Origin of the sequence: Streptomyces cyaneofuscatus (assembly GCF_000718135.1) — a bacterium.
Lineage (GTDB): Bacteria > Actinomycetota > Actinomycetes > Streptomycetales > Streptomycetaceae > Streptomyces > Streptomyces cyaneofuscatus.
The window spans coordinates 16,611-28,163 of the sequence record NZ_JOEM01000009.1 but is presented as its reverse complement, the minus strand read 5'-3'; the positions used below and the strand labels follow the sequence as shown (position 1 = coordinate 28,163).

The window sequence follows — 11,553 nt, the reverse complement described above, 5'->3', positions numbered from 1 at the left end:
GCCTCACGAGGGGTGGGCCCGGGCGGCGATCACGTACCCGCGCGCAGTCACGTACAGTGACCGGGCGACCGACCCGCAGGCACACCGCTTCCTGTACGTCATGTCGCCGTTACCGGCCATTCAGACGCCCTTGCGACCCTCACGGGATGCAGCCAGCTCTGCCAGCCCCCCGCCGCAACGGGAGCGCCCGGGGCGACGTGTCCGCCGCGTCCTCCGGCCGTGACCCCGGGTTTCCCGGGCCTTCCGCGATCTTTCCCGGCTCCGACGCGCCTGCTTCGCCCTCCACGCGGAACAATGGGTTCATGAGCCAGCAGCCCAGCTCCGAGGTCCCGGTCCAGCCCGCCCAGCCGTCCGTCGGCGCACTCGCCGCGCACCGGCCGCACGCCGTCGCGCACCCCTCGTCCAGCAACGCCGGCTTCTCCACCGCCGCCGACCTGGACCCCGATCTCGACGCCGACGCGGACGCGTACGAGCCCGACCGGGACGGCGACGAGCTGCCCCAGGGCCGTTTCCTGGACCGCGAGCGCTCCTGGCTCGCCTTCAACGAGCGCGTGCTGGAGCTCGCCGAGGACCCGGCGACACCGATCCTGGAGCGGGCCAACTTCCTGGCGATCTTCGCCTCCAACCTGGACGAGTTCTTCATGGTCCGGGTGGCCGGTCTCAAGCGCCGCATCGCCACCGGCGTCGCCACCCGCTCCGCCTCCGGCCTCCAGCCCCGCGAGGTCCTCGACCTGATCTGGACCCGTTCGCGCGAGCTCATGGCCCGGCACGCCGCCTGCTTCCAGCAGGACATCGCCCCGGCCCTCTCCGACGAGTCCATCCAGCTCATCCGGTGGCCGGATCTGACCGAGAAGGAGCAGGCCCGCCTCTTCACCTTCTTCCGGCAGCGCGTCTTCCCGGTGCTGACCCCGCTGGCCGTCGACCCCGCGCACCCCTTCCCGTACATCTCCGGGCTCTCCCTCAACCTGGCCGTCGTCGTCCGCAACCCGGTCAGCGGCCACCGCCACTTCGCCCGGGTCAAGGTGCCGCCGCTGCTGACCCGCTTCCTGGAGGCGTCGCCGCAGCGGTACGTGCCCATCGAGGACGTCATCGCGGCCCACCTGGAGGAGCTGTTCCCCGGGATGGAGGTGCTGGCGCACCACATGTTCCGGGTCACCAGGAACGAGGACCTGGAGGTCGAGGAGGACGACGCGGAGAACCTGCTCCAGGCGCTCGAGAAGGAGCTCATGCGGCGCCGCTTCGGTCCGCCGGTGCGGCTTGAGGTCGAGGAGTCCATCGACCCGTACGTGCTGGATCTGCTGGTCCGCGAGCTGAAGGTGTCCGACGCGGAGGTCTACCCGCTGCCCGGCCCCCTGGACCTGACCGGCCTCTTCGCGATCGCCTCGCTGGACCGGCCGGAGCTGAAGTTCCCCAAGTTCATCGCGGGCACCCACCGGGACCTGGCCGAGGTGGAGTCCGCCTCCGCGCCCGACATCTTCGCCGCCCTGCGCGAGCGGGACGTCCTGCTCCACCACCCGTACGACTCGTTCTCCACCTCCGTCCAGGCCTTCCTGGAGCAGGCGGCGAGTGACCCGGACGTACTGGCCATCAAGCAGACCCTGTACCGCACCTCCGGCGACTCCCCGATAGTGGACGCCCTCATCGACGCCGCCGAGTCCGGCAAGCAGGTCCTCGTCCTCGTCGAGATCAAGGCCCGCTTCGACGAACAGGCCAACATCAAGTGGGCCCGCAAGCTGGAGGAGGCCGGCTGCCATGTCGTGTACGGCCTCGTCGGGCTGAAGACCCACTGCAAGCTCTCGCTCGTCGTCCGCGAGGAGGGCGACACGCTGCGCCGCTACTCCCACGTCGGCACCGGCAACTACCACCCCAAGACCGCCAGGCTGTACGAGGACCTCGGCCTGCTCACGGCGGACCCGCAGGTCGGGGCGGACCTCTCCGACCTGTTCAACCGGCTCTCCGGCTACTCCCGCCGCGAGACCTACCGCCGCCTCCTGGTCGCGCCGAAGTCCCTGCGCGACGGGCTGATCGCCCGCATCAACAAGGAGGTCGCCCACCACCGCGCCGGGCGCCCCGCCTACGTACGGATCAAGGTCAACTCGATGGTCGACGAAGCGATCATCGACGCCTGCTACCGGGCGGCCCAGGCGGGCGTGCCCGTCGACATCTGGGTGCGCGGGATCTGCGCGATCCGGCCCGGGGTCGCCGGGCTCTCGGAGAACATCCGGGTCCGCTCCATACTCGGGCGCTTCCTCGAACACTCCCGGGTCTTCTCGTTCGGCAACGGCGGCGAGCCCGAGGTGTGGTTCGGCAGCGCCGACATGATGCACCGCAACCTCGACCGCCGGATCGAAGCCCTCGTCCGGGTCACCGACCCCGCCCACCGCGCCGCACTCAGCCGACTCCTGGAGACCGGTATGGCCGACACCACCTCTTCCTGGCACCTGGGCCCCGACGGCAACTGGACCCGGCACGCCACGGACGCGGAGGGGCAGCCGCTGCGGCACGTCCAGGAGATGCTCATCGATGCCCGGAGGCGCAGGCGTGCGACGCCCTGACCACCAGACGACGACCCGCCCGCCCGTCGCGGAAGGGGGCCCGGAGGACGGGCCCCCTTCGGCCGGGGGCGGGCCCCCCGAAGCCGAGCCCGGGAACCTTCGGCCCGGGAGCCGCCCCGCCGACGGCGTGACCGGCCTCCGCCCCGCCGACGGGGTGACCGCCGATGCCGTCCTCGCGCCCTACCTCCAGGGGCAGGCCGGGGACTTCCTCCGCAGCCTGCGCCTGCACCGCGAGCACAGCGCTCCCTCCGACGCCAACGGCCAGGGCGCCGAGGCCGCGGCCCGCGCCCTGCGCCGCTCGGCCCGGCGCATCAGCGGCTCCCTGCACACCTTCCGCACCGTCCTGGACCCGGTCTGGGCCGACCACCTCCGTACGGAACTGGCCTGGCTCTCCGGCACCCTCGCCCGGGAACACGCCTACGCGGGCCGGCTCACCCGCCTCCTCGACGCCCTGCACCAGCTGTCCGGCGCCGCCGTCCCCGCAGCACGCGGTACGAAGCCCGCCGCCACGAAATCCGCGGGCGCCGGGGCCTCCCCCAGATCCGGGGCCGCCGCCGGGCCCGCCCCGGACGCCCAGGGCCGGGCCGCGCTCGGCGTCGGGGCGGCGCGGGCCGGGGCGCTGCTGGAGCGCCAGCTCACCCTCGCCCGGACCCGGGCCCACTCCGCCGCGCTCCAGGCCCTCGGCTCCTCCCGCTTCCACGCGGTCGCCGACGCCGTGGCGCTGCTCGCCTCCGAGGTCCCGCTCGCCCCGGGCACCACGGGCCGGGGGGCCGAGGCGCTCCTGGAGCCCGCCGAACACGCCGAGCAACGGCTGATCTGCGCGGTGGCGGCCCTCCCGCCCGACGCGTCGGCGGAGCCGTACAACGAGGCGCAGGACGCGCCGTGGCACCAGACCCGCCTGCTGCTGCGGCTGCACCGGTACGCCCACGAGGTCGTCCTCGGCGCCGCCGACCCGGTCCTCACCGGCGCCGGGCACGCCCTGGACCTGCACCGGGACGCGGCGGAGGCGGCCGCCGCGGCGGCAGCGGCGGCCCGCACCCCCCGCATCGCCCCGGCGACCGCGTACGCCCTCGGGGTGCTCCACGCGGACCAGCGCCACGAGGTGGAGGCCGCGCGGGCCGTGTTCCGGGAGACCTGGCCGTACGCGGCGGCCATGACGGCCCCATGAGCGGCACCCAGCACACGGCGTCGACCATCCGGGCCGCGGGCTGCGTCCTGTGGCGCCGCGCCCCGGACGGAGGGGGCGGGGTGGAGGTGTGCCTCGTCCACCGGCCCCGCTACGACGACTGGTCCTTCCCCAAGGGCAAGCTGAAGCGCGGCGAGGAGCCGCTGGCCGCCGCCGTACGGGAGGTCCTGGAGGAGACCGGCCACCACTGCCTCCCGGGCGCCCCGCTCCCCACCGCCCGCTATCTCGTCGACGGGCGCCCCAAGGAGGTCGCCTACTGGGCCGCCGAGGCGACGGGCGGCGCCTTCGAGGCCAACGACGAGGTGGACCGGCTGCTGTGGCTGACCCCCGAGGCCACCCGCGTACGCCTCACCCAGCCGCGCGACCGCGAACAGCTCACCGCGCTGCTCGCCGTGCTCGCCGGCACCTGAGCGCGCCGAGCTCCCCCGCAGCTGAGGCGTAGGTCACCGGCAGGACACGACCCGCACCCGCCTGCCCGACACGGTTCACCTGCCGTTCACTCTCCCCCGTAGGCGGCTTCACCTGTTCTGCCTAATTTCGGACGTACACGGTGCGCGGCGCCAAGCCGCAGCAACCCTCCTCATCGCACGCCGTCGTAGAACGAACAGATCACGGCGGCTCCTGGAAGGAACACCCGAAAGTGAAGCTTCAGCGCAAGAACCGGCTTCGTGCCACCGCGCTCGGTGCCCTCGCCGTCTCCGGCGCCCTGGTCCTCACGGCGTGCGGTTCGGACGACAACACCGGCAGCGGCACCACCGGCGGCTCCGGTGAGCAGACCACTGCCGCGTCGAGCATCGACTGCGGCAAGGCGAAGGGCCAGCTCCGCGCCTCCGGCTCCAGCGCGCAGAAGAACGCCATGGACCTCTGGGTCAAGAACTACATGGCCGCCTGTTCCGGAGTGGAGATCAACTACAACTCCTCCTCCTCCGGCGAGGGCATCGTCGCCTTCAACCAGGGCACCGTGGGCTTCGCCGGCTCCGACTCCGCGCTGAAGCCGGAAGAGGTCGCCGAGTCGAAGAAGGCCTGCAAGACCGGCCAGGGCATCAACCTCCCGATGGTCGGCGGCCCGGTCGCGGTCGGCTACCACCTGGAGGGTGTCGACAAGCTCACGCTGGACGCCCCCACCCTCGCCAAGATCTTCGACACGAAGATCAAGAAGTGGAACGACCCGGCGATCGCCGCGCTCAACAAGGGCGTCGACCTCCCGGACAAGGCCATCCAGGCCTTCCACCGCTCCGAGGACTCCGGCACCACGCAGAACCTCGGCAAGTACCTCGGCGCCGCCGCCCCGAAGGACTGGAAGTACGAGGCCGAGAAGAAGTGGCCGGCCCCCGGTGGCCAGGCCGCGTCCGGCTCCTCCGGCATCGCCGCCCAGGTGAAGCAGGTCGACGGCGCGATCGGCTACTTCGAGCTCTCCTACGCCAAGTCCCAGAGCATCTCCACGGTCGCCATCGACACCGGCGGCTCCGCCCCGGCCGACGCCACCTCGGAGAACGCCTCCAAGGCCATCGCCGCCGCCAAGGTCGTCGGCACCGGCAAGGACCTGGCGCTGGAGCTGGACTACACGACCAAGGCCGAGGGCGCCTACCCGCTGGTCCTCGTCACGTACGAGGTCGTCTGCGACACCGGCAACAAGGCCGAGACGCTCGACACGGTCAAGTCCTTCCTCTCCTACGCCGCCTCCGAGGACGGCCAGAAGATCCTGACCGAGGCGGGCTACGCCCCGATCCCGGCCGAGATCAACGCGAAGGTCCGCGAGACCGTCAACGGCCTCTCGTAACGGCCCGGAGCGCGGGGCACCCATCCGGCAGAACAGGCCGGACACCCCGCGCTCCACGCACCACCGGCAGGCCGGGGCGGCGCACCCCTCCGGACCGGCCCGCCGTCCCGGCACCACCCAGTCCAAGTCCCAGTCCCAGCCCCAACCATCCGGTGCACCGCCGCCAGGGGAGCCCCCGGCTCCCCCACACAGACCGGAAAGACCATGGCTTCCACCACACCGATAGACACGCCACCGGCCCCGCCGGCACCCCCGGACCGCAAGGAGCGCCCCCAGCCCACCGGGCGCGTGGGCGACAAGGTCTTCGTCGGCCTGTCGCGCGGCTCGGGCATCCTGCTGCTCGTGATCATGGCGTCGATCGCCGTGTTCCTCAGCTACCGGGCCGCCATCGCCATCTCGAAGGACGAGGGCAACTTCCTCACCACCTTCGACTGGAACCCGGCCGGCGACCCGCCGGTCTTCGGCATCGCCGTCCTGCTCTTCGGCACGGTCGTCAGCTCGATCATCGCGATGGTCATCGCGGTTCCGATCGCTGTCGGCATCGCGCTGTTCATCTCGCACTACGCGCCGCGCAAGCTGGCCGCCCCCATCGCGTACGTCGTCGACCTGCTCGCCGCCGTCCCCAGCATCGTCTACGGCATCTGGGGCGCCCTCGTCCTGGTGCCGTACCTGGAGGGCCTGAACCTCTGGCTCGACCAGTTCTTCGGCTGGACGTACATCTTCGAGAAGACCGAGGTCGGCGTCGCCCGCTCGCTCTTCACCGTCGGCGTGCTGCTGGCGATCATGATCCTGCCGATCGTGACCAGCGTCAGCCGCGAGGTCTTCCTCCAGGTCCCGAAGATGAACGAGGAGGCCGCCCTCGCGCTGGGCGCCACCCGCTGGGAGGTCATCCGCCTCTCGGTGCTGCCGTTCGGCCGCTCCGGCATCATCTCCGCCTCGATGCTCGGCCTCGGCCGCGCGCTCGGCGAGACGATGGCCGTCGCCACGGTCCTCTCCCCGAGCTTCATCATCTCGCTGCACGTGCTCAACCCGGGCGGCGGAACCTTCGCGCAGAACATCGCGGCGAAGTTCGGCGAGGCCGACGAGTTCGGGCGCGACGCCCTGATCGCCTCGGGCCTCGTCCTCTTCGTCCTCACCCTGCTGGTCAACGGCGCGGCCCGGCTCATCATCGCCCGCCGCAAGGAGTACTCGGGGGCCAACGCATGAGCCACGCATCCACCGCCGTACAGGAACGCCCGACGCCGCCCGGCGGCCACGGCGCACCGAAGTCCGCCCTGACCAGCCGCTCGCTGCCCCGCCTGGCCCCCGTCGGCTTCGCCGCCGTCGCGATCGCGCTATCCGTCGGTATCAGCACCGCCGCCGGCTGGCACAGCAAGGTGCAGTGGGGCATGATCGCCGCGCTGCTCTTCCTGGCCATCTCGTACGTCGCCACCACCGTCGTCGAGAACAAGCGCCAGGCCAAGGACCGCCTGGCCACCAGCGTCGTCTGGGTCTGCTTCCTGATCGCGATCATCCCGCTGGTCTCCCTGCTGTGGACGACGATCTCCCGCGGCGCCGAGCGCCTGGACGGCTACTTCCTCACCCACTCCATGGCCGGCGTGCTCGGCTCGGAGGCCAGCGGCGGCGTCTACCACGCGCTGATCGGCACCCTGGAGCAGGTCGGTATCGCCACGGTGATCTCCGCCCCGCTCGGCCTGCTGACCGCCGTCTACCTGGTCGAGTACGGCAAGGGCTCGCTCGCCAAGGCCGTCACCTTCTTCGTCGACGTCATGACGGGCATCCCGTCCATCGTGGCCGGTCTCTTCATCCTGTCGATCATGCTGATCTTCGAGATCCAGCCGTCCGGCCTGATGGGCGCGCTCGCCCTGACGATCCTGATGATCCCGGTCGTGGTCCGCTCCACCGAGGAGATGCTCAAGCTCGTCCCCAACGAGCTCCGCGAGGCCTCGCTCGCCCTGGGCATCCCGAAGTGGCGCACTATCCTGAAGGTGGTCCTGCCGACCGCGATCGGCGGGATCACGACCGGTGTCATGCTGGCCATCGCACGTATCGCCGGTGAGACCGCCCCGATCATCCTGCTGGTCTTCGGCAGCCAGCTGATCAACACGAACCCCTTCTCGGGCGCCCAGTCCTCGCTGCCGTTCTACATCTACGAGCAGTACAAGGTCGGCGAGGCCGCCTCGTACGACCGCGCCTGGGCGGCAGCCCTGGTACTGATCGCCTTCGTCATGATCCTCAACCTCGTGGCCCGCGGAATCGCCCGCTGGAAGGCCCCGAAGACCGGTCGCTGACGCGGCCATCAGCGACCTCCCGAAAGAAGCAGTGATTTCCATGGCCAAGCGCATCGACATCAGCGGCCTCACCGCCTACTACGGCAGCCACAAGGCCATCGAGGACATCTCGATGACCGTGGAGCCCCGCTCCGTGACCGCCTTCATCGGCCCGTCCGGCTGCGGCAAGTCCACCTTCCTGCGCACCCTGAACCGGATGCACGAGGTCACCCCCGGCGGCCGCGTCGAGGGCAAGGTGCTGCTGGACGACGAGAACCTGTACGCCTCCAACGTCGACCCGGTCACCGTGCGCCGCACGGTCGGCATGGTCTTCCAGCGCCCCAACCCCTTCCCCACCATGTCGATCTTCGACAACGTGGCGGCGGGCCTGCGGCTCAACGGCAGCTACCGCAAGAGCGAGCTGAACGACGTCGTGGAGAAGTCCCTGCGCGGCGCCAACCTCTGGAACGAGGTCAAGGACCGGCTCAACAAGCCCGGCTCCGGCCTCTCCGGCGGCCAGCAGCAGCGCCTGTGCATCGCCCGCGCCATCGCGGTCGAGCCGCAGGTCCTGCTGATGGACGAGCCGTGCTCGGCGCTCGACCCGATCTCGACCCTCGCCATCGAGGACCTGATCGGCGAGCTGAAGGAGCGCTTCACGATCGTCATCGTGACGCACAACATGCAGCAGGCGGCCCGGGTCTCGGACCGCACCGCGTTCTTCAACCTCGCGGCGGTCGGCAAGCCCGGCCGGCTCATCGAGATAGACGAGACGGAGCGGATCTTCTCCAACCCGTCGGTCCAGGCCACGGAGGACTACATCTCGGGCCGCTTCGGCTGAGCCGTACGCCTGGGATGTCCCACATACGGCCTTGCGGTGCTGCATGGCGGTGCCACCACAAGGCGAAAGGGTCCGCCCCCGCTCTCCCTGGTACGGAGAGCGGGGGCGGACCCATAGGCGTACTGCGCTGCAGAGGCTCAGCCGAAGAGCAGCAGCACCGCGCCGTAACTCAGCGCCGCGACCAGCGCAGCGGCCGGCATGGTGATGAACCAGCCGAGGATGATGTTCTTCGCGACGCCCCAGCGCACGGCGTTCACGCGCTTGGTGGCGCCGACGCCCATGATCGCGGAGGTGATGACGTGCGTCGTGGAGATGGGGGCGTGGAACAGGAACGCCGAACCGAACATGATCGACGCGCCGGTCGTCTCGGCGGCGAAGCCCTGCGGCGGGTCCAGCTCGATGATCTTCCGGCCGAGCGTACGCATGATGCGCCAGCCGCCCGCGTACGTACCCAGCGAGAGCATCACCGCGCACGCGATCTTGACCCAGACCGGGATCTCGTCGTTGGGGCCCTCGATGTCGGCGATGACCAGGGCCATCACCACGATGCCCATCGTCTTCTGCGCGTCCTGGAGACCGTGGCCGAGCGCCATGCCCGCCGCCGAGACCGTCTGCGCGATCCGGAAGCCGCGCTTGGCCTTGTGCGGGTTGGCGTTCCGGAACATCCACATGATGCCGACCATCACCAGATAGCCGGCGATCAGGCCGACGAACGGGGAGATGAACATCGGGATGACGACCTTCTCCAGCACCCCGGACCAGATGACGTCCGTCCCGCCGGCCAGCGCCGCCCCGACCATGCCGCCGAACAGAGCGTGCGAGGACGAGGAGGGGAGGCCGAAGTACCAGGTGATGAGGTTCCAGATGATCGCGCCGACCAGCGCCGCGAACAGGATGCCCATCCCCTTCTGCCCCACGGGCGTGGCGATCAGGCCTTCGCTGACGGTCTTGGCGACCCCCTGGCCCAGGAAGGCACCGGCGAGGTTCATCACCGCCGCCATCGCCAGCGCCGCACGCGGGGTCAGCGCCCGGGTGGAGACCGAGGTGGCGATGGCGTTCGCGGAGTCGTGGAAGCCATTCGTATACGTGAAGCCGAGCGCGACACCGATGGTCACGATCAGCGCAAAGGTGTCCACGAGGTTCAGGACTCCTTGACCGCGATGGTCTCCACGGTGTTGGCGACGTGCTCGAACGCGTCAGCCGCCTCTTCCAGCACGTCCACGATCTGCTTGAGCTTCAGCACCTCCATGGCGTCGTACTTGCCGTTGAAGAGCTGGGCCAGCAGCTTGCGGTGGATCTGGTCGGCCTGGTTCTCCAGGCGGTTGACCTCGATCCAGTACTCGGTGAGGTTGTTCATGGTCCGCAGCCCCGGCATGGCTTCGGCGGTCAGTTCCGCCGCCCGGGCCAGCACCTCGATCTGCTGCTCGACGCCCTTGGGGAGCTCCTGGACCTGATAGAGGACGACCAGGTCGACGGCCTCCTCCATGAAGTCCATGATGTCGTCGAGGGAGGACGCCAGCTTGTAGATGTCCTCGCGGTCGAACGGCGTGATGAAGGAGGAGTTCAGCTGGTGGAAGATCGCGTGGGTGGCATCGTCCCCCGCGTGCTCCGCTGCCCGCATACGCTCCGCGATCTCGACTCGGGAGGCAGAATCCGCCCCGAGCAGTTCCATCAGGAGTTTCGAGCCCGTGACAATGTTGTCCGCGGACGCGGAGAACATGTCGTAGAAGCTCGTCTCCCTGGGGGTCAGACGAAAGCGCACGTGGGGTCCTCGGGATGCTTTGGATTCGGTCAGGCTGATGCTAGGCGCATCATCCGGCCACGGCTAACCGGCGTTCTTCAGTGTCGCCCATCGCGAACGGGGATCAGCACCGGCCCCCGGTCACGTTTCCGCCGGATTCGTTACGATATACCCGGCAGGGGTATACCGAGATCAGGTGCGTGGAACCGCAGCGTGAACGGTCGGCAGGGCAGCACCACCGGCCACATCAGGCCAGAGCACGCCACAAGCAGGCTGTAACAGGTCGCACGAGGGCAACGGCACACGGCACAAGGACAACGGGAGGACGCAGATGACCACCACCGAGACGACGGGCGCGGGAGCGGGAGCGGCAGCGGAACCGGCGGGGGCCCCGGCGGCGACCGCACCGACCGCCGCGGCTCCCGTCGGTGCCGAGGAGATCGTGACCGCCCACGACCTCGGCATCCACGGCTACCACCACCAGAAGGACGAGCACCTCAAACGGCTGCGCCGGATCGAGGGCCAGATCCGCGGCCTCCAGCGCATGGTCGACGAGGACGTCTACTGCATCGACATACTCACCCAGGTCTCGGCCTCCACCAAGGCCCTGCAGTCCTTCGCCCTCCAGCTGCTGGAGGAGCACCTGCGCCACTGCGTCGCCGACGCGGCGGTCAAGGGCGGCGAGGAGATCGACGCGAAGGTCGAGGAGGCCACGAAGGCGATCGCCCGGCTGCTGCGGACATGAGACCGGGCCGGGCCCGGGTCCGTCCTGGGCGCCGGGGGCGTCATCGCCGGTGAGCGGCCTGCCGGGGAACGGTCGTCCACGCCTCCGCGCCGCCGACAACGAGGCCGACGCCCACGCCACCGGCTTCTTCCCCAGCTCCTTCGCCGGCACCAGCACCTTCGCGGGCGCCCGTGTCATCGCCGGCACCGGGCGCCTCGCCTCCGACGTTGAGCACTTCGTCGATACGGTCGGGACTGAGGCGCTCCTCACGCGCCGCCGAGGCCGCGATCATCAGCTCGCCGCAGAGCTCGATCTCGGCGAGGGCCACACAGTCCTGAGCGTTCGGAGCGCTGAGCGTCACCACCTGCGTCACCTCTCTCTGCCGTCGCCGACCCTTCGCCGACCTTTCGGGCGCACCGGCTTCCTAGCGTAGGGAGCGCGATACGCACCGCGCATGGC

The 11,553-nt window shown here is 70.3% G+C and carries 11 protein-coding genes; 8 read left to right on the top strand and 3 right to left on the bottom strand.

Annotated features, from left to right (window positions below; translation table 11 throughout):
- The first annotated feature begins 302 nt into the window (after positions 1-302).
- The 7 genes from IF17_RS0116470 (at position 303) to pstB (ending at position 8,629) form a co-directional block, all read left to right on the top strand.
- Positions 303-2,555, top strand: a complete 2,253-nt coding sequence (locus IF17_RS0116470; protein WP_030566607.1) for an RNA degradosome polyphosphate kinase — start codon at positions 303-305, stop codon at positions 2,553-2,555.
- Complete coding sequence (locus IF17_RS0116465; protein ID WP_030566605.1) at positions 2,524-3,723, top strand: CHAD domain-containing protein; 1,200 nt, start codon at positions 2,524-2,526, stop codon at positions 3,721-3,723. The genes IF17_RS0116470 and IF17_RS0116465 overlap by 32 nt, the downstream gene beginning before the upstream one ends.
- A complete protein-coding gene (locus IF17_RS0116460) occupies positions 3,720-4,151 on the top strand; it encodes an NUDIX hydrolase (protein WP_030566603.1) in 432 nt (143 codons plus the stop codon). The genes IF17_RS0116465 and IF17_RS0116460 overlap by 4 nt, the downstream gene beginning before the upstream one ends.
- 230 nt (positions 4,152-4,381) lie before the next feature.
- Positions 4,382-5,521, top strand: coding sequence for a phosphate ABC transporter substrate-binding protein PstS (pstS, locus tag IF17_RS0116455; RefSeq protein ID WP_030566601.1), 1,140 nt, complete (start codon positions 4,382-4,384; stop codon positions 5,519-5,521).
- Between the two features lie 204 nt (positions 5,522-5,725).
- Entirely contained in the window at positions 5,726-6,727 is a 1,002-nt protein-coding gene (gene pstC / locus IF17_RS0116450) for a phosphate ABC transporter permease subunit PstC (protein ID WP_030566600.1), read from the top strand.
- Positions 6,724-7,812, top strand: coding sequence for a phosphate ABC transporter permease PstA (pstA, locus tag IF17_RS0116445; RefSeq protein WP_030566599.1), 1,089 nt, complete (start codon positions 6,724-6,726; stop codon positions 7,810-7,812). Before pstC ends, pstA begins: the two co-directional genes overlap by 4 nt.
- A 40-nt stretch (positions 7,813-7,852) precedes the next feature.
- Positions 7,853-8,629, top strand: coding sequence for a phosphate ABC transporter ATP-binding protein PstB (gene pstB, locus IF17_RS0116440; RefSeq protein ID WP_006125735.1), 777 nt, complete (start codon positions 7,853-7,855; stop codon positions 8,627-8,629).
- A 137-nt stretch (positions 8,630-8,766) separates the two neighbouring features.
- Here pstB and IF17_RS0116435 read toward each other — a convergent pair whose 3' ends face one another.
- Complete coding sequence (locus IF17_RS0116435) at positions 8,767-9,765, bottom strand: inorganic phosphate transporter (protein WP_030566598.1); 999 nt, start codon at positions 9,763-9,765, stop codon at positions 8,767-8,769.
- Between the two features lie 5 nt (positions 9,766-9,770).
- Entirely contained in the window at positions 9,771-10,391 is a 621-nt protein-coding gene (locus tag IF17_RS0116430; protein WP_030566597.1) for a DUF47 domain-containing protein, read from the bottom strand.
- Between the two features lie 310 nt (positions 10,392-10,701).
- Here IF17_RS0116430 and IF17_RS0116425 point away from each other — a divergent pair, with 310 nt between their 5' ends.
- A complete protein-coding gene (locus IF17_RS0116425; RefSeq protein WP_030566596.1) occupies positions 10,702-11,115 on the top strand; it encodes a metal-sensitive transcriptional regulator in 414 nt (137 codons plus the stop codon).
- Positions 11,116-11,155: 40 nt separating this feature from the next.
- On the opposite strand, the gene IF17_RS0116420 is transcribed toward IF17_RS0116425, so the two are convergent.
- Entirely contained in the window at positions 11,156-11,458 is a 303-nt protein-coding gene (locus tag IF17_RS0116420) for a hypothetical protein (RefSeq protein WP_032772096.1), read from the bottom strand.
- Positions 11,459-11,553 lie beyond the last annotated feature (95 nt).

Bases quoted from the DNA above. Each gene is read 5' to 3' on its own strand.
- IF17_RS0116460 (WP_030566603.1), top strand. From the start codon at position 3,720: ATGAGCGGCACCCAGCACACGGCGTCGACCATCCGGGCCGCGGGCTGC.
- pstB (WP_006125735.1), top strand. From the start codon at position 7,853: ATGGCCAAGCGCATCGACATCAGCGGCCTCACCGCCTACTACGGCAGC.
- IF17_RS0116465 (WP_030566605.1), top strand. From the start codon at position 2,524: ATGCCCGGAGGCGCAGGCGTGCGACGCCCTGACCACCAGACGACGACC.
- pstC (WP_030566600.1), top strand. From the start codon at position 5,726: ATGGCTTCCACCACACCGATAGACACGCCACCGGCCCCGCCGGCACCC.
- IF17_RS0116470 (WP_030566607.1), top strand. From the start codon at position 303: ATGAGCCAGCAGCCCAGCTCCGAGGTCCCGGTCCAGCCCGCCCAGCCG.
- IF17_RS0116425 (WP_030566596.1), top strand. From the start codon at position 10,702: ATGACCACCACCGAGACGACGGGCGCGGGAGCGGGAGCGGCAGCGGAA.
- pstA (WP_030566599.1), top strand. From the start codon at position 6,724: ATGAGCCACGCATCCACCGCCGTACAGGAACGCCCGACGCCGCCCGGC.